The organism is Mesorhizobium sp. B2-3-11, assembly GCF_006442215.1.
GTDB classification, from domain to species: domain Bacteria; phylum Pseudomonadota; class Alphaproteobacteria; order Rhizobiales; family Rhizobiaceae; genus Mesorhizobium; species Mesorhizobium salmacidum.
The window spans coordinates 133,217-157,414 of sequence record NZ_VFVS01000002.1; the positions used below are offsets into that span (position 1 = coordinate 133,217).

21 protein-coding genes and 1 pseudogene are annotated in these 24,198 nt (G+C 63.5%); 7 read left to right on the forward strand and 15 right to left on the reverse strand.

Going from position 1 to position 24,198, the window contains the following annotated elements:
• Positions 1 to 81: 81 nt before the first annotated feature.
• Positions 82 to 957: a GNAT family N-acetyltransferase gene (locus tag FJ960_RS04080; protein ID WP_032935138.1), complete on the forward strand. Its 876-nt coding sequence runs from the start codon at positions 82 to 84 to the stop codon at positions 955 to 957.
• A 125-nt stretch (positions 958 to 1,082) separates the two neighbouring features.
• On the opposite strand, the gene FJ960_RS04085 is transcribed toward FJ960_RS04080, so the two are convergent.
• On the reverse strand, positions 1,083 to 1,715 hold the full coding sequence (locus FJ960_RS04085) for a trimeric intracellular cation channel family protein (protein WP_140712050.1): 633 nt from the start codon (positions 1,713 to 1,715) through the stop codon (positions 1,083 to 1,085).
• 119 nt (positions 1,716 to 1,834) lie between these two features.
• Positions 1,835 to 2,467 (reverse strand): nucleotide exchange factor GrpE, encoded by a 633-nt coding sequence (gene grpE / locus FJ960_RS04090; protein WP_140712052.1) that lies wholly within the window; start codon positions 2,465 to 2,467, stop codon positions 1,835 to 1,837.
• 237 nt (positions 2,468 to 2,704) lie between these two features.
• Between grpE and FJ960_RS04095 the strand changes: the two genes are divergently transcribed.
• Together FJ960_RS04095 and FJ960_RS04100 are read left to right on the forward strand one after the other, a co-directional pair.
• Entirely contained in the window at positions 2,705 to 2,914 is a 210-nt protein-coding gene (locus tag FJ960_RS04095; protein ID WP_027143052.1) for a hypothetical protein, read from the forward strand.
• 79 nt (positions 2,915 to 2,993) lie between these two features.
• Positions 2,994 to 4,016, forward strand: coding sequence for a fatty acid desaturase (locus tag FJ960_RS04100; RefSeq protein WP_140503002.1), 1,023 nt, complete (start codon positions 2,994 to 2,996; stop codon positions 4,014 to 4,016).
• A gap of 79 nt (positions 4,017 to 4,095) precedes the next feature.
• Here the strand turns inward: FJ960_RS04100 and FJ960_RS04105 are convergent, their stop codons facing one another.
• The 6 genes from FJ960_RS04105 to cysG all read right to left on the reverse strand — a co-directional run bounded on the left by FJ960_RS04105 (position 4,096) and on the right by cysG (position 9,761).
• Positions 4,096 to 4,716: a DJ-1/PfpI family protein gene (locus FJ960_RS04105; RefSeq protein WP_140503003.1), complete on the reverse strand. Its 621-nt coding sequence runs from the start codon at positions 4,714 to 4,716 to the stop codon at positions 4,096 to 4,098.
• 157 nt (positions 4,717 to 4,873) lie between these two features.
• Entirely contained in the window at positions 4,874 to 5,407 is a 534-nt protein-coding gene (locus FJ960_RS04110) for a DUF934 domain-containing protein (RefSeq protein WP_140503005.1), read from the reverse strand.
• Between the two features lie 170 nt (positions 5,408 to 5,577).
• Positions 5,578 to 6,342, reverse strand: a complete 765-nt coding sequence (locus tag FJ960_RS04115; protein ID WP_140712054.1) for a phosphoadenylyl-sulfate reductase — start codon at positions 6,340 to 6,342, stop codon at positions 5,578 to 5,580.
• The gene (locus FJ960_RS04120) at positions 6,317 to 7,987 is read right to left on the reverse strand and encodes a nitrite/sulfite reductase (protein WP_140712056.1); all 1,671 of its coding nucleotides are present in this window, start codon (positions 7,985 to 7,987) and stop codon (positions 6,317 to 6,319) included. Before FJ960_RS04120 ends, FJ960_RS04115 begins: the two co-directional genes overlap by 26 nt.
• Positions 7,988 to 8,022: 35 nt before the next feature.
• Complete coding sequence (locus FJ960_RS04125) at positions 8,023 to 8,316, reverse strand: DUF2849 domain-containing protein (protein WP_140712058.1); 294 nt, start codon at positions 8,314 to 8,316, stop codon at positions 8,023 to 8,025.
• Entirely contained in the window at positions 8,313 to 9,761 is a 1,449-nt protein-coding gene (gene cysG, locus FJ960_RS04130; RefSeq protein WP_140712060.1) for a siroheme synthase CysG, read from the reverse strand. Before cysG ends, FJ960_RS04125 begins: the two co-directional genes overlap by 4 nt.
• A gap of 381 nt (positions 9,762 to 10,142) precedes the next feature.
• Between cysG and FJ960_RS04135 the strand changes: the two genes are divergently transcribed.
• Together FJ960_RS04135 and FJ960_RS04140 are read left to right on the forward strand one after the other, a co-directional pair.
• Positions 10,143 to 10,592, forward strand: a complete 450-nt coding sequence (locus FJ960_RS04135) for a host attachment family protein (protein ID WP_140712062.1) — start codon at positions 10,143 to 10,145, stop codon at positions 10,590 to 10,592.
• 206 nt (positions 10,593 to 10,798) lie between these two features.
• A complete protein-coding gene (locus FJ960_RS04140) occupies positions 10,799 to 12,583 on the forward strand; it encodes a cation:proton antiporter (protein ID WP_140712064.1) in 1,785 nt (594 codons plus the stop codon).
• A gap of 27 nt (positions 12,584 to 12,610) precedes the next feature.
• Here FJ960_RS04140 and FJ960_RS04145 read toward each other — a convergent pair whose 3' ends face one another.
• A complete protein-coding gene (locus FJ960_RS04145) occupies positions 12,611 to 13,420 on the reverse strand; it encodes a helix-turn-helix transcriptional regulator (protein WP_140712066.1) in 810 nt (269 codons plus the stop codon).
• 95 nt (positions 13,421 to 13,515) lie between these two features.
• Between FJ960_RS04145 and FJ960_RS30245 the strand changes: the two are divergent.
• Positions 13,516 to 14,446: pseudogene (locus tag FJ960_RS30245) on the forward strand (zinc-binding dehydrogenase).
• A gap of 16 nt (positions 14,447 to 14,462) precedes the next feature.
• Here the strand turns inward: FJ960_RS30245 and FJ960_RS04155 are convergent.
• The 6 genes from FJ960_RS04155 to FJ960_RS04180 all read right to left on the reverse strand — a co-directional run bounded on the left by FJ960_RS04155 (position 14,463) and on the right by FJ960_RS04180 (position 20,737).
• Positions 14,463 to 15,215 carry an SDR family oxidoreductase gene (locus FJ960_RS04155; RefSeq protein WP_140503016.1) on the reverse strand — a complete coding sequence of 251 codons (753 nt, stop codon included), beginning with the start codon at positions 15,213 to 15,215 and terminating at the stop codon, positions 14,463 to 14,465.
• A 77-nt stretch (positions 15,216 to 15,292) separates the two neighbouring features.
• The gene (locus tag FJ960_RS04160; RefSeq protein WP_140712068.1) at positions 15,293 to 17,560 is read right to left on the reverse strand and encodes a transglycosylase domain-containing protein; all 2,268 of its coding nucleotides are present in this window, start codon (positions 17,558 to 17,560) and stop codon (positions 15,293 to 15,295) included.
• Positions 17,561 to 17,772: 212 nt separating this feature from the next.
• Positions 17,773 to 17,982, reverse strand: a complete 210-nt coding sequence (locus tag FJ960_RS04165) for a hypothetical protein (RefSeq protein ID WP_027143066.1) — start codon at positions 17,980 to 17,982, stop codon at positions 17,773 to 17,775.
• 349 nt (positions 17,983 to 18,331) lie between these two features.
• Entirely contained in the window at positions 18,332 to 18,535 is a 204-nt protein-coding gene (locus tag FJ960_RS04170; RefSeq protein ID WP_140503458.1) for a hypothetical protein, read from the reverse strand.
• Between the two features lie 41 nt (positions 18,536 to 18,576).
• A complete protein-coding gene (locus tag FJ960_RS04175) occupies positions 18,577 to 19,197 on the reverse strand; it encodes a ribonuclease D (RefSeq protein ID WP_140712070.1) in 621 nt (206 codons plus the stop codon).
• A 148-nt stretch (positions 19,198 to 19,345) separates the two neighbouring features.
• The gene (locus FJ960_RS04180; RefSeq protein ID WP_181165809.1) at positions 19,346 to 20,737 is read right to left on the reverse strand and encodes a M20/M25/M40 family metallo-hydrolase; all 1,392 of its coding nucleotides are present in this window, start codon (positions 20,735 to 20,737) and stop codon (positions 19,346 to 19,348) included.
• A gap of 431 nt (positions 20,738 to 21,168) precedes the next feature.
• Between FJ960_RS04180 and polA the strand changes: the two genes are divergently transcribed.
• On the forward strand, positions 21,169 to 24,126 hold the full coding sequence (polA, locus tag FJ960_RS04185) for a DNA polymerase I (RefSeq protein ID WP_181174154.1): 2,958 nt from the start codon (positions 21,169 to 21,171) through the stop codon (positions 24,124 to 24,126).
• Positions 24,127 to 24,198: the final 72 nt, after the last annotated feature.

Sequence of the window (24,198 nt, forward strand, 5' to 3'; positions counted from 1 at the left end):
CTGTCACAATCCTGTTGCACCTACACCGTATCCCCGTGCCAAGAGGGATGGCTCGAAGGAGAATCACTCGTGCATACAGTTATGCCGGAATGTGACACTCGGCCGAACGCCAGCAGCGCCTTGCTCGCCGGACGTAATGTCGATTCCGTCATAAAAGGCGCAGCGCTCGGCCGTATCGGCAACCTCGAAGTGCGGCTTGCCCGCAACGAGGCCGAGATCGCGGCCGCGCAGGAAGTGCGTTACCGTGTATTTTATGATGAGCTTGGCGCCAGGAAGGATCTGTTCCAGGCGCAGGACCGCCGCGACGCCGACCGTTTCGACCCGCTCTGCGACCATCTGCTCGTCCTTGATACCACGCTTTCCGGCCCTGAGCACCGCCGCATCGTCGGCACCTATCGCTTGCTGCGGCAAGAAATCGCAGCAACCGCCGGCGGCTTCTATTCCGAAGGCGAATTCGAGCTGACCAAGCTCATCGCCCGTCATCCCGGCCAGCGTTTCCTCGAACTCGGCCGCTCCTGTGTTTTACCCGAATACCGTTCGAAGCGCACCATCGAGGCGCTGTGGCAAGGCATCTGGGCCTATATCAATCATTACGAAATCGGCGTGATGACCGGTTGTGCCTCATTCCACGGCACCGTGCCTGCGGCGCATGCCGAGGCGCTCACCTATCTCGCCCATCATTGCCGCACAAACTCGGCCTGGGACGTGCGAGCTGTGTCCGAACGTTATTGCTCCATGGACCTGATGCCGATCGAGGCGGTCAACACCAAGGCGGCGATCGCGGCGATGCCGCCTCTGGTCAAGGGCTATCTGCGGGTAGGCGCTCGCATCGGCGATGGTTGCGTCATCGACCGCGAATTCTCCACGGTCGACATTTTCGTCGTGATGCCGGTCAAGGAGATCGGCGCACGCTACGTCAATTATTATGGCGGGGAAGCGCAGCGCTTCGCCGCGTGACGATAGCGAATAGCGAATAGCGAATAGCGAATAGCGAATAGCGAATAGCGAATAGCGAGAGCTGCGCCGCAACCATGCGTTCTGCCAACCCTATTCGCTACTCACTACCCGCTATTCCCTTCTTTTCACGGAATGTCTTCCGGCCGCCGGCCGGGCCGGCTCTTGTAGGATGGAAAGGTCCAGCCGAAACGGAGCGCACCGCCGCGCACCGCGAACGCGGCGGCGAAGCCGGCCAGCTCTGAAACGATCGGCGGCAATCCTGTGACGTCGCTAGCCGTGAAGATTGCAGCGCCCGCGAGAGCGGCCGTAACATAGATCTCCGGCCTCAGCAGCACCGAGGGTTCACCCGCCAACAGATCACGCAGGATGCCGCCCGACGTGGCGGTGAGCACGCCGGTGACGACGGAAACGACCGGCGAACTGGTAATGGCCAGACCCTTGGCCGCACCCATCACCGAAAAAGCGGCCAACCCGATGGCGTCGAGCCAGAGCAGCCACTTCCAGCGGGATTCGACACGGTGCGCACCAAAGAACACCAGCACCGCGACCGCCGCGCAGATCAGCACGTAGCTGGAGTTGGCGACCCAGAAAACCGGCAGATTGAGGATGACGTCGCGAAGCGTGCCGCCGCCGATACCGGTGACGCTGGCCAGGAACAGAAAACCGATAATGTCGACCTGTTTGCGCGACGCCGCCAACGCCCCTGTCGCCGCGAAGACGGCAACGCCGGCATAGTCGAGAAGGGCGATGGGGTTCATGGGTTAGGGGAATAGGGAATAGGGAATAGGAGAATATGTTTAGCACGAAGCCGCTTGATTCATACGGCTTCCTGTTTCTTTTCCCTACTCCCCTACTCCCCTACTCCCTATTCCCCTACTCACGCATCCTTCTCGGCCTGCTCATTGACCGGCCCTGGCTCGACCGGCGCGTCGGCCGCGATTTTCGGGCCGCCCTTGGCGACGCCGACCATGGCTGGGCGCAGCACTCGCTCGCCGATCGAATAGCCCGGCTGCACGACCTGGACCACGGTGTTGGCAGGGACATCGGGATTGGGAACTTCGAACATCGCCTGGTGGAAATTGGGATCGAACTTCTCGCCTTCCGGAGCGAGTTTCTTGACTCCATGCCGTTCCAGCGCCGACAGCATGGCGCGCTCGGTCAGATCGACGCCTTCGATCAGTGCCTTGAAGCCGGCATCCCCCGACGCCTTGGCCTCGGCGGGAATGGCATCCAGCGCGCGGCGCAGATTGTCTGACACCGACAGCATGTCACGGGCAAAATTCGCCACCGCGTAGGTGCGCGCGTCGTGCACGTCGCGCGCGGTGCGGCGGCGCAGGTTCTCCATCTCGGCCGCGACGCGCAGTGCGCGGTCCTTCAGCTCTTCGTTTTCCTTCAGCAGGCGCACAAGCGCTTCATAGTCGCCATCGATGCTGCCTTCCGTACGCTCGACATTGGCCTCGGCCGTCTCGGCTTCACTGGGCGCGCGTTCGTCTTTTGCCTGGTCGCTCATCGCCGTTTCCCGTCATCTCGAATGGTATGGATTTGTGCCCGATATCGAGGTTCGCAGGCCAAAAATCAAGGGGAAAGCGACCGCGAGGACCTTTCACCGGACTGGAAGGCACCAAGGCGGTAGTCCGATTTTAATTCAAATTTTACCGTGCTTGCCGGCTTTGCTTGCCACAAGGCCGTGATGCGGGAACCATTCCGTCGCTGGAGGAGTTTGGGACCCGACGCAGGATTTGAACCGATGACCCGCAACAAGCTCGAAAAAACAGAAAGGCTCGCTGCGGAGGTTCGGCGCCAGATCGGCGCCGAGGCGATGAAGCGCTTTCTGCGCACCTTGCCAGCCTTCCGCACCGAAACCGACATCCCGGACCGCTTCGGACAATTGCTCGACCACCTCGACAGGGTCGAGGATGGCGACGTCGGCTGGCGACGGGCAGTGAGGATCGACTAGGCCTTACGCGACAATTACGCACAGTAACTTTACGTGATCATCGGCTTGCGGTGGCGGCGCACCCCGCCTATGCTTCCTGATGAACATGATTTCCCCCGAAGCGGCGGCCAATAGCAAGCGCGCCTGGCTCAAGATTCTGGCGCGCTACAAGAAGCCTGACAGGCGGCGCAGCGCACTCGAACTTGCCATCACCCTCATTCCCTTCGCCACTCTGTGGGCTCTGTCGTCCGCGGCCTATGCCTATGGTCATTGGTGGGGACTGATCCTCATCTTGCCCGCGGCCGGATTCCTGGTGCGGATTTTCATGATCCAGCACGATTGCGGCCATGGCTCCTTCTTTGCCAATCGCCATGCCGATGACTGGATCGGTCGTGCGCTGGGCATCCTGACGCTGACGCCTTACGACTGCTGGCGGCGCGCCCATGCCACGCATCATGCCAGCGCCGGCAATCTCGACGAGCGCGGCATGGGAGACATCAGGACGTTGACCGTCGCCGAATACCGGCGGATGTCCTGGCGGGGCCGTCTGGCCTACCGTCTCTACCGCCATCCCCTGGTGATGTTCGGCCTGGGGCCGGTCTGGCTGTTCATCTTCTCGCAAAGGCTGCCCGTCGGCATGATGCGCGGCGGCCTGACGCCCTGGGTTTCGTCAATGACCACCAATCTTGGCATCGCGCTTGCCGCGGCCATCCTCATCTGGGTCATCGGTCCCGGCGCGTTCCTGATTGTCCATCTGCCGATCGTCATTCTCGCCGGTTCGGCCGGCATCTGGCTGTTCTATGTCCAGCACCAGTTCGAGGAGACCGAGTGGGCGAAGGATGGGGAATGGGAGTTCCAGCACGCCGCCCTGCACGGCTCGTCCTATTACGACCTGCCGCCGGTGCTGAACTGGCTCACCGGCAATATCGGCGTTCACCACGTCCACCACCTCTCCGCCAGGGTGCCCGGCTACCGGCTGCAGGAAGTGCTGCGGGACTATCCCGAGTTGCGCGGTATCGGCCGCGTCACGCTGCTCGAGAGCCTGCGCTGCGTCAAACTGGCCTTGTGGGACGAAAGCCGCAGCAAGCTGATATCGTTCCGCGAGGCACACGCGGCGCTATAGGCGCGGTCCACGCAGCGGACGAAGGGCCGGATGAGAGGCAGCGCAAAGCTTCTCAACCGTCCGGCCAGTCCTCAAAGCCTCAGGCCGCCTGCCGCTCGTCGCGCATCAAAATCTCGCCATGGCGGATCTCAGTGCCCAGCACCTTCAGGCATTCGCGGATGAAGTTGGACAGGCCCGGCCAGCCCTTGGCCGAAACGAGATTGCCGTCGACATGGGCTCCATTCGGCGCGACGTCGATATAGATGCCGCCCGCCAGCGTCACCTCCGGCTCGCAATAGTGAAGCGCCGCCACTTCCCTGCCCCGCACCACGCCGTCGACCGCGATCAGGATCTGCACGCCATGGCAGATGGTGAAGATCGGCTTGCCTGTCTCATGGAAGTGCCGCACCAGCGCCTGCACGCGCTTGTCGATGCGGATGTATTCGGGACCGCGGCCGCCCGCCGCGTAAACGGCATCGTACTGGGCCGGATCCACGTCGGAAAACGTCTTGTTGAGGATGTAATCGTGGCCGGGCTTTTCGGTGTAGGTCTGGTGGCCTTCGAAATCGTGCAGCGATGTCTTCAGCACGTCGCCGGCCTTCTTGTCCGGGCAGACGACATGCACGGTGTGGCCGACGGCATGCATGGCCTGTTCAAAGACGAAAATTTCATATTCCTCGCTGAACTCGCCAACCAGCATCAATATCTTCTTGCCAGCCATTCCCGGTTCCTCCCTTTGGGGCCATTATTTCGGGTTCCGAAATAATCGCATTATCCTAAGGGCAAGATGATGCAAGGAAAAGCGCAAATCGCACAATTGGTACGACCAGTTTGGGTCTTCCTCGATTGAGAGGGCTTTGGCTTTCGTAGAAAACGCGTCAGCTGCCGCGAACCCGGCGCCAGGAATATTTCGGACCCTTGGGCTCCGCGATGGCCGCAGGCTGGTAGTAAAGCCCCAACCCGCCGGTGCGGCCCTCTTCCAGGCGCTTCAAGAGCACTGGATTCGAGACCTCGAACTCGTCGAAGCCAAGCCGCAGCATGTGCGGCAACGGGTCGACCAGGACTTGCCCGGTGGCACGCAGCGCGCCCGTGAAATGATAGCGGCTGCGTAGCAGTTCGCCCTTGGAGAAGGAGCGGCCGTCACCGAAGGCCGGGAAGGCCAGCGCCACCAGCGACAGTTGGTCGAGCAGATCGGCGATCTTCTCGAGCTGATCGCCGGGCTGCAGCAGGGCGCCGAGCCGCTCCTTCGCCGAGCGGCGCACCTCCGGGTCGAGGTCGAGGAACGCCTGCAGCGGCAGGATGAAGCGGCCATTGCCGGAAAGCGCATCGGCGCTTTCGGCATGGATCCACTCGTCCTCGCGAAAACCCTCCGGGGTCCAGAGCCGGGTCTCCGGCGTCGTCGGTTCAGTCATCAAAATTCCCAAAAATTCGAAGCGCTCCAGGGTGTGTTGAAATTCAGGTCAGGCCGCGTCGAAAACGGTTGTTTCCGAGAACCGGAGCGGAGCGTACTTGAAGTACGTGAGCACCGGAAGCTCAGGAAGCTGCCGTTTGCAGGCCGGCCTCACCTGAATTTCAACATACCCTATAGCGATGCGTCGGTCAGCGACACTTCCAGTCCCGACAGGTGAATGCCGCACTCGGTCTTGGCGTGACCGGCCCAGCGGCCGCTGCGCGCGTCCTCGCCCGGCTGCACCGGCTGCGTGCAGGGAAAGCAGCCGATCGACAGATAGCCATAGGCGACCAGTGGATTTTCGCGCAGCGCATGCGCGCGCATGTAGCCGGCCTGATCCGACGTCGTCCAGCGCGCCAGCGGATTGATGCGGATGCGCGGGCCGACCGCCTCGAACACTGGAAGTGCGGCCCGCGTCGAGGCCTGGAAGCGCTTGCGGCCTGTGAACCAGGCGCGGAAGGGTGCGATGCCACGTGCCAGCGGCTCGACCTTGCGCACGTTGCAGCAGGCATCGGTGTTGTTCTGGTGCAGATTGCCGGTCGGATCGATCCGTTCGAGCGCCGCTTCGTCGGGCTTGATCACCCGGATGTTGGTCAGCCCGAAATCGGCGACCAGCGCGTCGCGATAGCCGAGCGTCTCCTCGAAATGCTTGCCGGTATCGAGGAAGACGACCGGCAGCGTGCGGTCGATCTTGGCGATCATGTGCAGCAGCACCGCCGAATCTGCGCCGAACGAAGACACGGCGGCGATCTCGTCGTGAAACAGCTCATTGGCCGATCGTTCGATGATCTCGATCGGGCTGAGATGACCGTAGAGCGCGTCAAACCCCGCCGCCTTGGCGGCGGCGCCGTCCTCGACGTCGACAATATGGTCAAGCGGCCTTGGCTTCGCCAGCATAGAGCGCCTCCTTGAACGGCGCGGGACCGACACGGCGGTAGGCGTCGATGAATATTTCGTGTGGGTTGAGCCGAAGGCCGAGATAGGTATCGACGATCGTCTCGATGGCGTCGGTGATTTCTTCCGAAGAGAAGCCGCGGCCGATGATCTCACCGACGGAGGTGTTTTCATCGGCGGAACCGCCGAGCGTCACCTGGTAGAGTTCGGAGCCCTTCTTCTCGACACCCAGGATGCCGATATGACCGACATGGTGGTGGCCACAGGCATTGATGCAGCCGGAGATCTTCAGCTTCAGCTCGCCGATCTCGCGCTGCCGCTCCAGCGAAGCGAAGCGTTGCGAGATTTCCTGTGCGATCGGGATCGAGCGCGCGGTCGCCAGCGCGCAATAGTCAAGACCCGGGCACGAGATGATGTCCGAGATCAGGTTGGAATTGGCCGTCGCCAGCCCGATGTCGACCAGCGCGTCATAGACCGTCTTGAGGTCGGCGCGCGCCACATGCGGCAGGATCAGGTTCTGCTCGTGGCTGACGCGAAGCTCGTCGAAAGCGTATTTTTCGGCGATGTCGGCGACTGCTTCCATCTGGCTGTCGGTCGCATCGCCCGGCACCTCGCCGATACCCTTGAGTGAGATCGTCACCGCCGCGTAGTCGGGGTGGCGGTGCGTCACCACGTTCTGGTCGAGCCAGTCAGAGAAGCCCTTGGAATCCAGGCGCGCCACCTTGACCGCCGTGTCGCCGTCCGGCCGCCCGGTCAGCGCCGGCGGGGCGAAATAGGCCTCGATGGCGCGAATGTCAGCCTCCGGCAGCTTCAGCTCCGCGTCCTTCAACTCCTGCCACTCGGCCTCGACCTGGCGGGTGATTTCCTCGGCGCCGGTCTCGTGGACCAGGATCTTGATGCGCGCCTTGTATTTGTTGTCGCGGCGGCCATAGAGATTGTAAACGCGCAGGATCGCCGTGCAGTAGGACAGAAGGTCGGCTTCCGGCAGGAAGTCGCGGATCTTCCTCGCCACCATCGGCGTGCGACCCTGGCCGCCACCGACATAGACGGCGAAGCCGAGCTCGCCGGCGGCGTTCTTCTTCAGGTGCAGGCCGATGTCATGCGTCTGGATGGCGGCTCGGTCGCGCTCGGCTCCCGTCACCGCGATCTTGAACTTGCGCGGCAGGAACGAGAATTCCGGATGCACCGACGACCATTGCCGCAGGATTTCCGCATAGGGGCGCGGATCGGCGACCTCGTCGGCGGCCGCCCCGGCAAAATGGTCGGCGGTCACATTGCGGATGCAATTGCCGCTGGTCTGGATGGCGTGCATCTCCACGCTGGCCAGGTCCGCCAGGATCGCCGGAATGTCCGACAACGCCGGCCAGTTGAACTGGATATTCTGGCGCGTGGTGAAGTGGCCGTAGCCCTTGTCGTATTTGCGGGCGATGTGGCCCAGCATGCGCAGCTGCTTGCCGTTCAGTGTGCCGTAAGGCACAGCGATGCGCAGCATATAGGCGTGCAGTTGCAGATAGACGCCGTTCATCAGCCGGAGTGGCCGGAACTGGTCCTCGGTGATCTCGCCGGACAGCCGGCGCTCAACCTGGTCGCTGAACTCGGCGACGCGGGCCTGGACAAAATCGTGGTCGAACTCATCGTAGCGGTACATATTTCGTCTTTCAGGGCGCGTCCGCCCGTGGCTGGTTAGGCTGCCCGCGCAGCCTGCTTGCCGAGATCGTTGCGGATGGTGGGACCGGCGGCGCGGATCTTCTCGCGCAGCCGCACCGGCTCGACAACGCCGTCGACGACTTCCGCGTCGATCAGATTGACGTCGACCACTTCATTGTCGGCGTGGGCCTTGGCGCCGATCGCCTCCAGCCGATCCTCGGCCGCTTTGTCATAGGCAAGGTCTGCATGGTCCACCGTCTCGGCCCAGCCGCCATCGGCGTACCAGACGGCAATGCCGTCGCCGAGGCGATTGGCGGTCAGTATCTTCATGGCTGAACTCCCTCGGCGGCCGCTACGGGCGCACTCTCATGCCTGTGTGCCGCGAGCGCCTCGGACCGCTCGAAATTGGCGCCGGCGACAGCGTCGCCGATGATGGTCATGACCGGGCCCGACAGATCGGCGCGCGCCTCCAGCGACGGCAGGTCGGCAAGCGTGCCGTGGAAGCGTCGGCGATTGGTCAGGCTGGCATTCTCGACCACCGCGACCGCCGTGTCCGGCGACAGGCCGGCCTCGATCAGCCGGCCGGCAACTTCGGCCGCGACCGAGCGGCCCATGTAGACGGCGACGGTAGCGCCGGAAATGGCGAGCTTGGCCCAATCCGGCAACGAATTGCCCTTGAGGTCGTGGCCGGTGGTGAACACCATCGACGACGACACACCGCGCAGCGTCAGCGGCAGTTCGAAATCGGCGGCAGCGGCGAAGGCCGCGGTGACGCCCGGAACCACCTCATAGGCGATGCCGGCATCGCGAAGTGCTGCCATCTCCTCGCCGGCGCGGCCGAACACCAGCGGATCGCCCGATTTCAGCCGCACGACGCGCTTGCCCTCACGGCCAAGCTCCACCAGCAGCGCATTGATTTCGGCCTGGCTCTTTGTATGGCAGCCCTTGCGCTTTCCCACCGGCAGGCGCTCGGCATCGCGGCGGCCCATGGCGACGACCGCCTCCGGCACCAGCGCGTCATGGACGATGACGTCGGCCTCCATCAGCAGGCGATGCGCCCGCAGGGTGAGGAGGTCCTCGGCGCCGGGACCGGCGCCCACCAGGGCGATGTGGCCGCAAATGGGCGCGTAGGACAACAGCAGATCGGTGGCGGCTTCGTGCGCCTGCGAAAAATCGCCGGCCTCGACGGCGCGCGCCGGCGCTCCGCCGAAGAAGTCACTCCAGAAACGCCGGCGTACATTGCCCCGGGGTAATCTCTCGGCGGCATTGCGGAACGACATTGCAAGCGCCGCCAGCGCGCCAAGCGACGGCGACAGCATGCGGTCGATGCGGCCACGCAGCATCTGCGCCAGCACCGGACCTGCACCTTCGGTGCCGATGGCAATGGCGACCGGTGCGCGGTTGACCAGCGCCGGAGTGAAGAAATCGCAGAGATCCGGCCGGTCGACGGCATTGACGGGAATGCCCAGCCGGCGCGCGTCGGCGGCCACGCGGCGATCGAGCGCTTCGTCGCCGCTGGCGGCAAACACCATCACGGCGCCTTCGAGCTGCGAGGCATCATACGCGGCGGCCACATGCTTCGCGCCGGCTTCGGCGATGAAGGTCAACAACTCCGGCTCGGCATTTCTGGCGATGATGTGCAGAACGGCACTCGACTGGGCAATCAGCCGCGCCTTGGCCAGAGCCTCCTCGCCGCCGCCGACAATGGCCACGGCTTCGCCCTCGACCCGCAGGAAGACGGGAAAGGCGTTGAGCTTGGTGGTGGCTTGCGGCATGATGATAGCGATCCGGGACAGTTTCGCAGTTTTACGCCGAGGCGTAAAAAAGCAGAAGCAAAGCACTCGCGCATCCGGTGATGGCAGGCAATCGCTTTTTCGCAACCGCGAAGGGCAGGAGAAAAATATTCCACGCCCATGCCCATGGGCACGCTGGGTCGCCGAAATCGGCCCTGATTTCAGGCGCTTTTAGCTGCCGGCGACCTGTCCCGCAAAACAGTTTTTTCTAATTTCTATTAATTTAGTAGATTAAAGCCGTCCGGTGGCGATTTCATGTTCAGCGCCCGGCCTGCACGGCTGTTCGGTGCGCCGCGTGAGTTGGAACGTTGACGGGCTGAAACGCGTTCCCGGTATAACCACCACTCAACAAGGAGCGTCCTCATGAACACGATCAAACTAAAGCATGGCATTTGGGTTCTGGTGGCAGACGGTGAAAAGGCGCTCCTGCTCAAGAACGTCGGTGACACCAAGTTTCCTAACCTTGAAGTCGTGCATCTGATGGAACAGGAAAACCCGCCCACACGCGAACAGGGAAGCGACAGTCCCGGCCGGTACAATGACGGCCCATCCGTGCACCGCAGCGCGGTCGAGGAGACCGACTGGCACCGTATCGGCAAGGAACGCTTCGCCGAGGAGATTGCCGCCCGGCTCTACAAGCTTGCCCATGACGGCGAGTTCGATAGCATCGTGCTTGTCGCCCCACCAGTGGTGCTCGGCGCCATGCGCAAGAAGCTGCACAAGGAGGTTGGTGACAAGGTGACGGCCGAAATCTCGAAAACCATGACCAACCACGGCATCCCCGAGATCGAGGCCCTGTTGCAGGCAGCCTGATCGCTGGCAACAAGGCGAATGCCATAGCGAGCTCAAACAGAACGGCGGCACCCCGGTCGCCGGTCCGGCATTTTGTCGCCGCGCCGTCGCTTTTCGCACCTTGCGGGTTGCATCACCGTTGCCCCTTCCACCATATTGCGAAACAGGCGACGGCTTTCGGGCGCCGCATATCCGACATCGCTAGCTTGAAAGGCGCTCCATAGACAATGCCGCATGACACGCCCCTTATCGCCACCATCGTCGCCGGTCTGGGGCTCGCTTTTGTCTTCGGCGCTCTCGCCAATCGCTTCCGTATTCCCCCATTGGTCGGCTATCTCGTAGCCGGCGTTCTGGTCGGCCCGAACACGCCCGGTTTCGTCGCCGATGCAGGGCTTGCCAACGAATTGGCTGAAATCGGCGTCATTCTCCTGATGTTCGGTGTCGGCCTGCATTTCTCGCTCAAGGACCTTCTGTCGGTCCGCGCTATCGCCGTGCCTGGCGCCATCGTTCAGATCGGCTTTGCCACCGCGCTCGGCGTCGGGCTGTCCTGGATGCTCGGCTGGTCGATGGGCGCGGGCGTGGTGTTCGGACTGGCGCTGTCGGTCGCCTCGACCGTTGTGCTGCTGCGCGCGCTTCAGGAACGCCGCCTGATCGAGACCGAGCGCGGCCGCATCGCCGTCGGCTGGCTGATCGTCGAGGACTTGACCATGGTGCTGGCGCTGGTGTTGCTGCCGGCGCTTGCCGGTGTACTCGGCGGCCAGGAACACGCCAATGCCCATTCGGGCGACCTGCTGTCGCTGCCGGCCAGCTACGGCATATGGGGTGTCGTCGGCATCACGCTGGCCAAGGTCGCCGCCTTCGTGGTGGTCATGCTGGTGGTCGGCCGCCGGGTCATTCCCTGGATCCTGCACTACGTTGCCCATACCGGGTCGCGCGAACTGTTCCGTCTCTCCGTGCTCGCCATTGCGCTCGGCGTCGCCTTCGGCGCGGCAAAACTGTTCGGCGTCTCGCTGGCGCTGGGCGCGTTCTTCGCCGGCATGATCATGAGCGAATCCGAGCTCAGCCACCGCGCGGCCGAAGAATCGCTGCCGCTGCGCGATGCCTTCTCGGTGCTGTTCTTCGTCTCCGTCGGCATGCTGTTCGATCCGTTCAGCCTGATCAGCAACGGCCTGCCGATCCTGGCGACGCTGGCCATCATTGTCATCGGCAAGTCGCTGGCGGCGTTCGTGATCGTCGTAGCCTTCGGCTATCCCCTGGCCACGGCCTTGATGATTTCGGCCAGCCTTGCCCAGATCGGCGAGTTCTCCTTCATCCTGGCCGAACTCGGCGTCGGGCTGAAACTTCTGCCCGAGCAAGGCCGCGATCTGATCCTGGCCGGCGCCATCCTGTCGATCGTGCTCAACCCGTTGATGTTTCTGGTTATCGACTGGATGAAGCCGTGGCTGGAGGCCCGCGCCATCAGGACGGCGCAACCAGCGGATACCAAGCCGGTCGGCCCGGCGACGGAACCGGGCCAGGTAGCCTCGGTCGCCGCAACGTTGAGCAAGGAAGACGGCCCGCCGCCGACTACGACGCTTGCCGGTCATGCCATCCTGATCGGCTATGGCCGGGTCGGTGGCCTCGTCGGTGCCGCGCTGAAGGAAGCGGCACAGCCTTTCCTCGTCATCGAGGATGCCGATAAGACGCTGACGAGGCTGAAAGCAGACGGCATCGAAACCATCGCCGGTAATGCCGCCAATGCCGAAGTGTTCGCCGCGGCCAATCCTGAAGGCGCAAAGCGGCTGATCCTTGCCATCCCCAACGCCTTCGAGGCCGGCCAGATCGTGCTGCGGGCACGCGCCGCCAATCCCAACATCAATGTCATCGCCCGCGCCCATTCCGACGCCGAGGTCGAGCATCTGAAGGGACTCGGCGCCGATACCGTGATCATGGGCGAACGCGAGATCGCGCGCGGCATTGTCGAAGAGGTGCTTGGCCACGAGCCGCGGGTTTCTGAACCGTCCGCTGCCTGAGTCGACGCAACCCACAAGCGCGTTCAATCATGCCACGAATGCCGAGCCGCCATTTTGCGCGACACCGCCGAGATATTTTGCCGGGGGCTTGCCAAGCGCCTTCTTGAACATGGTGATGAAGGCGGTAACCGAGCCATAGCCGAGGTCGCCCGAGACTTGCTGCACGCTGGCACCGGACGCCAGCTCCCGAATGGCGACGATCAGGTGCAAGTGCTGGCGCCAGCGCCTGAAGCTCAAGCCAGTCTCCTTGACGACGAGACGCGCCAGACTGCTTTCGCTGAGCGCGACGCGGTTGGCCCATTGTGCCAACGTACTGCGATCGGCAGGGTCTTGCGCCAGCGCCTCGGCGATCCGCCTCAAGCGCGGCTCGGATGAAATCGGCAGATGCAGCTGCTGGACAGGCATGCGCGGCAGTTCTGCAAGCAGGGTCCTGGTCAGGAGCTCATCCCTTGCCTGGTCGTCCTGCACGCTGTCGGACAGCTCGACGATCAGTTCGCGCAGCAGCGGCGAGATCGAAAGCGTGCAGCACCGGTCCGGCAATTCGGCGGCTCCCGGCTCGATATAGACGAAGAAGATCCGCGCGTTGGCCGTCGCGATGTTGCTGTGCTCCATGCCGCCGGGAATCCATACGCCGCAATGCGGCGGCACCATCCAAAGACCGCTCGGAACGCGGCATGTGACGCCGCCTCCGAGCGCAAAGACGAGCTGGCCTTTGCGGTGCCAATGGGCCGGCACTTCCGCTCTGGTCTCGGTGACGTCGACACGCACGGCGATGGCTGGCGCCAGCACGTCATCAACATCGAAATTGACCCATGGGTAGCGAAGAGGCTGTCTCATGATTGACTGCTTTTAGCGATCAAATGCCATAATAGCTAAATTCTTCAAGCAGGGAAGCCGATAAGTTCCGGCCTCCAGCAAGAAGGTACGCACCCATGCTCGCCTTAATCATATGTTCCGACAGCGCCACGGGCTTGAGGTTAGCCGGGGTCGAAGAACCTCGGCCCCTCGCGGACGAGGCGCTCGTCTCGGTCCGCGCAACTTCGTTGAACCGGGGTGAACTGCGCTTGCTCACCATCCGTCCGAACGGCTGGACACCCGGCCAGGACATCGTCGGAATTGTCGAACGCGCAGCCGCCGATGGCTCCGGGCCGATCACGGGCACCAGGGTCGCGGCTTTGGTCGACCAGGCCGGATGGGCTGAACGGGTCGCCGTTTCAACAGACCGTCTCGCCGTCCTGCCGGATGAGGTCAGCTTCGCCTCGGCAGCCACGCTTCCGGTCGCCGGCACGACCGCGCTCAGGACTTTGCGCCACGGCGGTGACCTGGCCGGCCTAAAGGTCCTGATCACCGGTGCAAGCGGTGCCGTCGGTCGCTTCCAGATCCAGATCGCCCGCGAGCGGGGGTGCGTCGGTGACCGCCATCGCCGCCGCCAGGCACAACGAGGATTTGCGCGAACTCGGAGCCGAGCAGATCGTGGAGTCGATCGAGCGGGCCGAGGGGCCGTTTTCGCTGATCACCGAGTCGGTCGGCGGCGAAAGCCTCGCACACGCGATCGAACGCGTCGCGCCCGGCGGGACCATCGTCATGTTCGGTTCAAGCAGTGGCGTGCTCACGCCCATCGGATTCCGCCAGTTCGTTCCGGACCATGAGGGGGCGCGGCTTCAGACGTTCGCCTACTACACGTCCGGTTCAGCCATCGGCGCCGACATCGCCGCGCTGCTCGCCCTGGTCGCCGCTGGTCGGCTGGACACCCGCATTGCCTTGACCGTGCCATGGACGAACATCGGCCAAGCCCTGGACGCACTGCGACAGCGCAGCTTCAGCGGCAAGGCTGTCGTCACCATAGGGGTGAGCCGGCCCTAGCCTGAAGTCGACCAGTTCATACGTGCTGGCCGCCATTGATGTGGATTTCCGAGCCGGTCACATAGGACGCCTGCCCGGAGCACAGGAAAAAAATGATGTCGGCGACCTCCGCCGTGGTGCCCAGGCGCCGCAGCGGAATGGTCTCGACGATCTTTTCCGTGCCCGGCGACAGGATCGCGGTGTCGATCTCGCCCGGCGCGATGGCGTTGACACGGATGCCGTGCGGGCCGAAATCATGCGCCATCTCGCGCGTCAGCGAGCCGAGAGCGGCCTTCGACGTCGCATAGGCGGTGCCGGCGAAGGGATGCACGCGGGTGCCGGCGATCGACGTCACATTGACGATCGAGCCTCTGGCAGCCGCCAATTCCTTGAACAGGCCGCGCGCCAGCATGATCGGCGCGAAGAAATTGACCTGGAACACGTCGCGCCAGACATGCATCGGCGTGTCGATCGAGTCCATCCGGCTGTTGCCATCCTTGAGCTTGGGCGAAATGCCGGCATTGTTGACCAGCGCGTGCAACTGCCCGCCATGCGCTTCGAGCCGATGACGGATTTCCGACACCGCAATACCGACATCTTCCTGATCGGCGAGATCGACCTTGATGTGGTCCTCCGGACCGGCCGGCCACGGGCAGTCCTCGGCAAAGGCCTGGCGCGAGCAGGTGATGACGCGCCAGCCTTCGCGCGAAAAGCGTTTCACCGTGGCATGGCCGATACCGCGGCTGGCGCCGGTCAGCACGATGGTTTTTCTGGTGTCTGTCTCGGTCATGTCGCGGTCTCCAGGCAGGACATGTAGCCGAACGCCGCCGGGGTGGCGAGAGGCGGTTGACGCCGCTAGCCGGCTGCTCAGCCGCCGCCAAGAATATCTAGGATCGAGGTCTGCCGCTTCTTGAGCCGACCGCCGACGCTGCCTGGCGGCACCGGGTGCCCGACCGAAGCCGTGGTGCCGCCATCCGCTGGCATGTTGAAGCCATCGGCATCGACGGTCTGGGCAGGCCGCGCCGCACGGACCGGCGCCGGCGGTGCCGCCGCCTGCGCGGCCGGCGCCTGCTGTCCAACCGAAGCCGAGGGAACCGGTGCCGGTTGGTTGTTGTCGGCCGAGGGAATGTCGTCGGGCACGATGGTGTCCGCCGGCGTCGACTTCCAGGTGCCGGGCAGCGGCCGCACCGGCACGCCCTCATGCGCGGCGACCATGAATTCGTGCCAGGCCTGCGCCGGCAGCGCGCCGCCGGTAACCTTCTTCATCGCCGTGCCGTCATCATTGCCGAACCACACGCCGGTGGTCAGATTGGCGGTGTAGCCGACGAACCAGGCGTCGCGCGAATTCTGGCTGGTGCCGGTCTTGCCGGCCGACGGCCAGGCGAAGGCCGCCTTCTTGGCGGTGCCGACCTCGACCGTCCCGGTCATCATCGAATTCATCATGCCGACGATCTCGGGCTTGATCACGCGCGGTGCGCTCCCCCCAGCGCTGTCATAGAGCACCTTGCCGTCGGATGTCGTGACGCGGCGGATGAAATGAATGTCGGGCTTGTAGCCGCCATTGGCGAAGGGCACATAGGCCGAGGTCAGTTCCAGCGGCGTCACTTCCGAGGTGCCGAGCGCGATCGAGGTGTTGGCCAGCAGGTCGGACTGGATGCCCATGCGGTGCGCGGCTTCCACCACCGCGTTCGGCCCGACTTCCATGGTCAACTGCGCGGCAACCGAGTTGAGCGACTTGGCCAGCGCCGTCGCCAAGGTGACCTTGCCAAAGTACTTGCCGCCGTAATTGTCGGGTGTCCAGTTGCCGATCTTGATCGGTGCGTCGTTGCGGATGCTGTCGGGCGTGCGGCCGGCCTCGAGCGCAGCCATGTAGACGAACGGCTTGAACGCCGAGCCCGGCTGCCGGCGCGCCTCGGAGGCGCGGTCGAACTGGCTGGTCGAATAGTCATAGCCGCCGACCATGGCGCGCACCGCGCCGGAATCGTCGATCGACACCAGCGCGCCCTGGGTGACATTGAGCTTCTTGCCGCTGTCGTTGATCAGCCGGCGGATCGACTGTTCGGCGAGTTTCTGCAGGTTCAGGTCTACGGTAGAATCGATGACGATATCGCCGCGCACATCGCCGATCAGGTCGGGCAACTCTTCCATGATTGTGTCGGCGACGTAATTTTCCGAGCCGGTCCAGTAGGATGGCGAGCGCGTCGCCGGTGCGCTCAGCGCCGTCTTCAGCTCTTTCTCGCTGATCTTGCCCTCCTCGCGCATGGCGGCGAGCACCAGCTGCGAGCGCTCCTCGGCGGCCTTGGGATCGCGCGCCGGCGACAGCCGCGACGGCGCCTTCAGCAGGCCAGCCAGGAGTGCGGCTTCCGACAAGGTGACGTCGCGCGCGCTCTTGCCGAAATAGCGGCGCGAGGCCGCCTCGACACCATAGGCACCGGAGCCGAAATAGACCCGGTTGAGGTACATTTCGAGGATCTGGTCCTTGGTGTGCTTGTGCTCCAGCCACAGCGCCAGCAGCACCTCCTGCACCTTGCGTTCCAGCGTGCGGTCAGGCTTCAGGAAAAGGTTCTTGGCCAATTGCTGCGTCAGCGTCGAACCACCTTGCGAGAAGTGCCCGCCGATGAGGTTGGTCACCATGGCGCGAGACAGGCCGATCGGATCGACACCGAAATGCGAATAGAAGCGGCGGTCCTCGATGGCGATCACCGCCTCGGGAATATAAGGCGACATTTCGTGCAGGCCGACCGCTTCGCCGCCGCTCATGCCGCGATTGGCCAGCAGCTGCCCGTCGGCCGAGACGATCTTGATGTTGGGCGCACGGTCGGGGATCGACCAGGTCGTGGCCGCGGGCATCTTGGCGCCGTAGTAGATAACGACGCCCGCCACCGCGATGCCGCCCCATATGGCGAGCACGAAACACCAGTAAACCAGCCGGCCGAGCACGCCGAACAGGCCGCGTCCACTCCCTCCGCGCCTCCCCCGCGACGATTTCCCCTTCGATGATTTGCGTTTGGCGGAGGCTTTGCGATTGCTCGGCACGACGCGGTCCTCCTCGCTCACCGAAAGACCCGTCTGGGATTTCGCCCGTGGCGGTCCCTCGAAGCTGGGCTCGATGCGACTGTCTCTGCGGTTCGCCATGCGCTGCGCTTGATGTCCCCGGTGCCAATGGCGCTCGGGTTGAAGAGTAGATGCGGCGATTTAAGGGCGGGTTAAGCAGAGCTTCGCGCAAGCGCCTGAATTCCGTTAGGAATTTGTTAATCTGTTGTCCATTGCCAGCGTCGCAGCGCGGCGGATGTGACAGCTCCGCGCACCCGAGGCACCGTCGGCGTCCGAACGCTCGTGGCGAGCCCTCATTTGTGGCCTTGGCGTTTTTCTATCTCGTAGCTCAGCCACCGGCAGAACATACCCATGACCGACGCGGCGGCGCCGACAAGCAGGCAGACGACCAGCAGCGGGCTCTTTGAAGCGCTCGACCAACTGACTATGGCCAGCAGGACGACACTGGCGGTGGAAATCAGATAACCCACCCCCTTGAGCAAGTGCAGAGAAGCCGTCGTCATGCCTGAAACATCCTCCGCCTGTCTTATGGAACATTCATTTCGCCTTGGAGTTCCATTCAGAGCAAACCCGGACCCACGACGTCGATGAAGCGCGCAGGGTGATCAGGAGGGGTATTAAGGCCTTTGCCGCCAGAATGCGGATGCAGGCTGGCGCCCCAACCCGGGTCTCTTCATAATCCGCTCAAATTTCACATCCGGTTAGTCGGGATCACCAGCCTGCCGTAGCAAGGCGACGAGACACTCGCACTTGATTCTTCGAGCAGGCGCACGGTTGCGGAGCGGAAGGCTCCGAATTGGCCCCGATTTCGATAGCGTCAGGCTATGCGAAAGCGCCCGGCCAGCGGCGCGCTCATTGGTCGTCGTCGTCGCCGGCGGCGGGCCGCCAGCTGGTTGGCTCGACCTTCTTTTGCGTGTGGCTGTCGATGTAGACCCACCAGCCGTCGTCGCGGTATTGAGCGATGGATTCATTGAGGATGCCATCGCTGTCCTTCCAGGTGACGGTGACCTTGGAGCCGTCGGTCGGCGCGGTCGATATCGGCTTTCTGTCCGCCATCTCATCCCCTTCTTCCAGACGGTTGATCGCCACGAGGGCCATCAGCTGTGAGCGAAGATATCCTCTTCGTCCCAGCCCATCAGGTCAAGCTTGGCCCGCGTCGGCAGAAAGCGGAAACAGGCGTCCGCCTCCTTCGTGCGCCCCTCGCGCGCCAGCCGCCCGGCCAGCACATCGCGCAACCGATGCAGATAGAGCACGTCCGAGGCCGCGTATTCGAGCTGCTCGGGCGACAACGTTTCGGCCGCCCAATCCGACGATTGCTGCGCCTTGGACAGGCCGACGCCGAGAAGCTCGAAACAGATGTCCTTCAGCCCGTGCCGGTCGGTGTAGGTGCGCGTCAGCCGCGACGCGATCTTGGTGCAGAACACCGGCTCGGCCATCACGCCAAAAGCATGGTAGAGCACAGCGAGGTCGAAGCGACCGTAGTGGAACAGCTTGGTCACGCTGTCGTTTCCCAGCAGCTTGACGAGGTTCGGTGCTTCCTTCTGCCCCGGCGCGATCTGGATGACATCGGCACTGCCGTCGCCAGGCGAAATCTGCACCACGCAGAGCCGGTCACGGTTGGGATTGAGGCCGAGCGTTTCCGTATCGATGGCCACCGCAGCGACATCGTAGCGGGAGAGGTCAGGCAGATCGTTTTTATGGAAGCGGATATCGCTCATCGTCTTCTCCGGGTCGCGGCCTTCGGCGTCGCGCATCCATCGAAGAAGCGCACACGCGCTCCAACAAATTGCGCTGTCGACCCGTCCTCGCCGTGATCGGCGGAAAAATCAACAGAAAGTTGATTTTCCGCCGTCCAGGTTGTCCGCCTTACCGTGTCAGCGCGTCCAGAATGCGCGCCCAGGAGCGCTGGCCCTTGTGGAAGGAGCTGAGCTCGTATTTCTCGTTGGGCGAGTGGATGCGGTCGTCGTCGAGGCCGAAGCCGACCAGCAGCGATTCCATGCCGAGATAGGTCTGGAAGTCGCCCACCACCGGAATGGAGCCGCCGCTGCCGGTCGTCACCGCGGGCTTTGGCCATTCGTCGGAAAGCGCGGTCTTGGCCTTGGCCAGGAACGGCGAGTCGTAGGAGAGCTGGATTGCCGGAGAACCGCCATGAGCGTGGAATTCGACCGAGCAATCGGCTGGGATGCGCTCCTTGACGAATTTCTGGAAAGCCGCGCGGATTTTCTTCGGATCCTGCTTGTGGACGAGGCGGAAAGACACCTTTGCCGAGGCTTCCGCGGCGATCACCGTCTTGAAACCCTTGCCGGTATAGCCGCCGATGATGCCGTTGAACTCGGCGGTGGGCCGCGCCCAGGTCAGTTCCAGTACCGAGCGGCCTTTTTCGCCCGACGGGATCGACAGGCCGACAGGTCCGAGGAAGGTCTCGGCCGTCTCGCCCAGCGTTTCCCATGATTTCAGCACCTGCGAAGGCGTTTCCTCGACGCCGTCATAGAAGCCCGGAATGGTGATAAGGCCGTCCTTGTCGTGGATGTCGGCCAGCACCTTGGCCAGGATGCGGATCGGGTTCGCGGCAGCGCCGCCATAGAGGCCCGAATGCAGGTCCCGGTCGGCGGCCTTAACCGTGATCTCCTCGCCGACCAGACCGCGCAGCCCGACGCAGATCGACGGCGTGTCGCGGTCCCACATGCTGGTATCGCAGACCAGCGCGAAGTCGGCCTTGAGCTCCTCGGCATTGGCCTCGAGGAACGGCTTCAGCGAGGGCGACCCCGATTCCTCCTCGCCTTCGAACAGGATGGTGACGCGGCACGGCAGACCACCATACACCTGTTTCCAGGCACGGCATGCCTCGACGAAAGTCATCAGCTGACCTTTGTCGTCGGCCGAGCCGCGCCCGGTGATGATTTTGTGACCAGGTGCAATCTCCTTGATCGCCGGGGCGAAGGGATCGTTTTCCCACAGCTCGATCGGGTCGACCGGCTGCACGTCATAATGGCCGTAGAACAGCACATGCGGCGCGCCCGCCGGCCCGTCGTGATGCGCAACCACCATTGGGTGCCCGGGCGTGTCGCGCACGCTGGCGTCGAAGCCGATCAGCTTGAGTTCCGCCACCAGCCATTCCGCCGCCTTGCGGCAGTCGGTGGCATAGGCTGGATCAGTGGAGATCGACTTGATCCCGAGCAGGCCGAAGAGCCGTTCTAGGCTCTGGTCGAGGTTCTGATCGAGACGGTCGAGGACAGGGGAAACTGCGGACATTTGCATAGCCTTTCGATTCAGTGCCGGAACCGTAAAGGCAGAGCGGCGAAACGAAAAGCCCGGGACGATTGGACCACGGCCCGGGACGGTCGCCGCGGGCAAAAAAATGCCGCCGTGGTGGAGGGGGAACCACGGCGGCCTTTTACTCGAAACGATGCGGCAGCCCGGAGAGGGGGGATAGGCTGCCGCAATTGTCCGGTATAGGCGGGGGACGGGCCTTGCTCCGGACTTCGGCGAAAACTGCCGATGAACTGTATTTGGGTCCCTGAACGTGGCGATTCAAGGGCACCAACGTTACACTTTTGTAACGTGCCCGTGAGCGGGCTTGTATAACCCCGATCCGTCAGGATCCCGATCTGTCAGGGTGTTGACGGAACCTATCTCTGGCGATGTCTTTGGCATGGACCAAGGCATTGCGCCGCGCTATCCCTGCCGGCATGAAAAAAGGCGATCATCTCTTCCTCATTGACGGCTCTGGCTACATCTTCCGGGCCTATCACGCACTGCCGCCGCTGACCCGCAAGTCCGACGGCCTGCCGGTCGGTGCCGTTTCCGGCTTCTGCAACATGCTTTGGAAGCTGATGCAGGATGCCCGCAACACCGATGTGGGCATTGTGCCGACGCATTTTGCCGTCATTTTCGACTATTCCTCGAAAACCTTCCGCAACGACCTCTATCCCGAATACAAGGCGAACCGTTCGGCGCCGCCCGAGGATCTGATCCCGCAATTCGGGCTGATCCGCCAGGCAACCAGGGCGTTCAACCTGCCTTGCGTCGAGATGGAAGGCTTCGAGGCCGACGATCTCATCGCCACTTACTGCCGGCTGGCCTGCGAGGCCGGTGGCGACACCACCATTATCTCCTCCGACAAGGATCTGATGCAGCTGGTTGGCGACACGGTCGGCATGTACGACCCGATGAAGGATCGCCAGATCGGCATCCCCGAAGTCGTCGAGAAATGGGGCGTGCCGCCGGAAAAGATGATCGACCTGCAGGCGCTGACCGGCGACTCCGTCGACAATGTGCCTGGAGTGCCCGGCATCGGGCCAAAGACCGCGGCGCAACTGCTCGAGCAGTTCGGCGATCTCGACGGATTGCTCGCCCGCGCCGGCGAGATCAAGCAGGAGAAAAGGCGGGAATCGATCATCGCCAACGCCGACAAGGCGCGCATCTCGCGCCAGTTGGTGACGCTGAAGAACGACGTACCGGTGGCCGAGGGGCTGGACGATTTCCTGCTGCATGCGCCCGACGGGCCGAAGCTGATCGGCTTCCTCAAGACCATGGAATTCACCTCGCTGACCCGCCGCGTCGCGGAGGCGACCGGCACCGAGGCCGGCGACGTCCAGGCCGTCACTGTGACCGTCGAACGCGCCGATAACGCACATGGCCCCGACGTCGGTGCCGGAACACCGCCCGTCGCCCGAAAGGGGGCGGGCTCCGAACCTGGCCAGGCTGCTGAAGCCGAGACGACGGAGAGGCCAAAACAGGGTGACACCCCTTCCCTCCTGGCCGCATTGCGGCTGGAGGGCGCGGCGACACGCAAGATCGATACCTCGGCCTATCAGTGCATCCGCGATATCGCGACGCTGAAAGCCTGGGTCGCCGAGGCGCGAGAGGCTGGTATCGCTGCCTTCGACGTCAGGGCGACGTCGACCGATCCGATGCAGGCCGAACTGATCGGCATGGCAATGGCCACAGCGCCCGGCTGCGCCGGCTACATTCCCTTCGCCCACAAGAGCGGCAATGGTGACTTGCTCGGCGGCGGCGCGCTCGAAAACCAGATACCGCTTCGCGAGGCGCTGGCGGTCCTGAAACCGCTGCTTGAGGACAGGTCGGTGCTGAAGATCGCGCACAACCTGAAGTATGACCTGGTTATCATGAGCCGCTATGGCATCGATGTCGCGCCCTTCGACGACACCATGCTGATCTCCTACGTGCTCGACGCCGGCACTCCGCACGGCCACGGCATGGATGCCCTTGCCGACAAATGGCTTGGCCATAGGCCCCTTCAGCTCAAGGACGTGACCGGTTCCGGCAAAAGCTCTGTCGGTTTCGATCAGGTCGACATCGACAGGGCGACGGCTCACGCCGCCGAGGATGCCGACGTGACGTTGCGGCTGTGGCTGGTGCTGAAGCCCCGCCTTGCCGCCAAGGGCCTGGTCTCGGTCTATGAACGCCTGGAGCGGCCGCTGGTGCCGGTGCTGGCGCGCATGGAACAGCGCGGTATTTCGGTCGACCGGCAGATCCTGTCGCGGCTTTCGGGCGAGCTGGCGCAAGGTGCAGCCCGGCTCGAAGAGGAAATCTACCTGCTCATCGGCGAGCGCATCAACATCGGCTCGCCCAAGCAGCTCGGTGATATCCTGTTTGGCCGCATGGGCCTGCCCGGCGGCTCCAAGACCAAGACCGGCCAGTGGTCGACCTCGGCGCAGCTGCTCGAAGACCTTGCCGCCGAAGGTCACGAACTGCCGCGCAAAGTCGTCGACTGGCGCCAGCTGACCAAGCTGAAATCGACCTACACCGATGCGCTGCCGGGCTTCGTCAATCCCGAAACCAAGCGCGTCCACACCTCCTACGCGCTGGCCGCGACGACGACCGGGCGGCTGTCGTCTTCCGACCCGAACCTGCAGAACATTCCGGTGCGCACGGCTGAAGGGCGCAAGATCAGGACCGCCTTCATCACCGACAAGAGCCACCGGCTGGTGTCAGCCGACTACAGCCAGATCGAACTGCGCGTGCTCGCCCATGTCGCCGAAATCCCGCAACTGCGGCAGGCCTTTGCGGATGGCGCTGACATCCACGCCATCACCGCTTCTGAAATGTTCAATGTGCCCGTGGAGGGCATGCCGTCGGAAGTGCGCCGCCGCGCCAAGGCGATCAATTTCGGCATCATCTATGGCATCTCGGCTTTCGGCCTCGCCAACCAGCTGTCTATCCCGCGCGAGGAGGCGAGCGCCTACATCAAGAAGTACTTCGAGCGCTTTCCCGGCATCCGCGACTATATCGAGGAGACCAAGGCCTATGCCCGCGAGCACGGCTTTGTCGAAACAATCTTCGGCCGCCGCATCCACTATCCCGACATCAGATCGTCGAACCCGTCGCTACGGGCGTTCAACGAGCGCGCCTCGATCAACGCCCGCCTGCAAGGCACCGCCGCTGACATCATCCGCCGCGCCATGATCCGCATGGAGGAAGCCTTGGACAAGGCCAAGCTGTCCGCCCGCATGCTCCTCCAGGTACATGACGAACTGATCTTCGAAACGGTCGAGGCGGAAGTCGAGGAGACGATCCCGGTCGTGCGCCATGTCATGGAAAACGCGGCGATGCCGGCGGTATCGATGTCGGTGCCGCTGCATGTCGACGCGCGGGCCGCCAACAATTGGGACGAGGCGCACTGACGCGCTAGAGCAATTTCAGGAGAAGTGTATAGCGGTTTTCCCGGGAAAAGCGCTTAGCGCTTTTCCTTGGAA

Coding starts and splice junctions, on each gene's coding strand:
- FJ960_RS04080 (WP_032935138.1), top strand. CDS start 82: ATGCCGGAATGTGACACTCGGCCGAACGCCAGCAGCGCCTTGCTCGCC.
- FJ960_RS04085 (WP_140712050.1), bottom strand. CDS start 1,715: ATGAACCCCATCGCCCTTCTCGACTATGCCGGCGTTGCCGTCTTCGCG.
- grpE (WP_140712052.1), bottom strand. CDS start 2,467: ATGAGCGACCAGGCAAAAGACGAACGCGCGCCCAGTGAAGCCGAGACG.
- FJ960_RS04095 (WP_027143052.1), top strand. CDS start 2,705: ATGACCCGCAACAAGCTCGAAAAAACAGAAAGGCTCGCTGCGGAGGTT.
- FJ960_RS04100 (WP_140503002.1), top strand. CDS start 2,994: ATGAACATGATTTCCCCCGAAGCGGCGGCCAATAGCAAGCGCGCCTGG.
- FJ960_RS04105 (WP_140503003.1), bottom strand. CDS start 4,716: ATGGCTGGCAAGAAGATATTGATGCTGGTTGGCGAGTTCAGCGAGGAA.
- FJ960_RS04110 (WP_140503005.1), bottom strand. CDS start 5,407: ATGACTGAACCGACGACGCCGGAGACCCGGCTCTGGACCCCGGAGGGT.
- FJ960_RS04115 (WP_140712054.1), bottom strand. CDS start 6,342: ATGCTGGCGAAGCCAAGGCCGCTTGACCATATTGTCGACGTCGAGGAC.
- FJ960_RS04120 (WP_140712056.1), bottom strand. CDS start 7,987: ATGTACCGCTACGATGAGTTCGACCACGATTTTGTCCAGGCCCGCGTC.
- FJ960_RS04125 (WP_140712058.1), bottom strand. CDS start 8,316: ATGAAGATACTGACCGCCAATCGCCTCGGCGACGGCATTGCCGTCTGG.
- cysG (WP_140712060.1), bottom strand. CDS start 9,761: ATGCCGCAAGCCACCACCAAGCTCAACGCCTTTCCCGTCTTCCTGCGG.
- FJ960_RS04135 (WP_140712062.1), top strand. CDS start 10,143: ATGAACACGATCAAACTAAAGCATGGCATTTGGGTTCTGGTGGCAGAC.
- FJ960_RS04140 (WP_140712064.1), top strand. CDS start 10,799: ATGCCGCATGACACGCCCCTTATCGCCACCATCGTCGCCGGTCTGGGG.
- FJ960_RS04145 (WP_140712066.1), bottom strand. CDS start 13,420: ATGAGACAGCCTCTTCGCTACCCATGGGTCAATTTCGATGTTGATGAC.
- FJ960_RS04155 (WP_140503016.1), bottom strand. CDS start 15,215: ATGACCGAGACAGACACCAGAAAAACCATCGTGCTGACCGGCGCCAGC.
- FJ960_RS04160 (WP_140712068.1), bottom strand. CDS start 17,560: ATGGCGAACCGCAGAGACAGTCGCATCGAGCCCAGCTTCGAGGGACCG.
- FJ960_RS04165 (WP_027143066.1), bottom strand. CDS start 17,982: ATGACGACGGCTTCTCTGCACTTGCTCAAGGGGGTGGGTTATCTGATT.
- FJ960_RS04170 (WP_140503458.1), bottom strand. CDS start 18,535: ATGGCGGACAGAAAGCCGATATCGACCGCGCCGACCGACGGCTCCAAG.
- FJ960_RS04175 (WP_140712070.1), bottom strand. CDS start 19,197: ATGAGCGATATCCGCTTCCATAAAAACGATCTGCCTGACCTCTCCCGC.
- FJ960_RS04180 (WP_181165809.1), bottom strand. CDS start 20,737: ATGCAAATGTCCGCAGTTTCCCCTGTCCTCGACCGTCTCGATCAGAAC.
- polA (WP_181174154.1), top strand. CDS start 21,169: ATGAAAAAAGGCGATCATCTCTTCCTCATTGACGGCTCTGGCTACATC.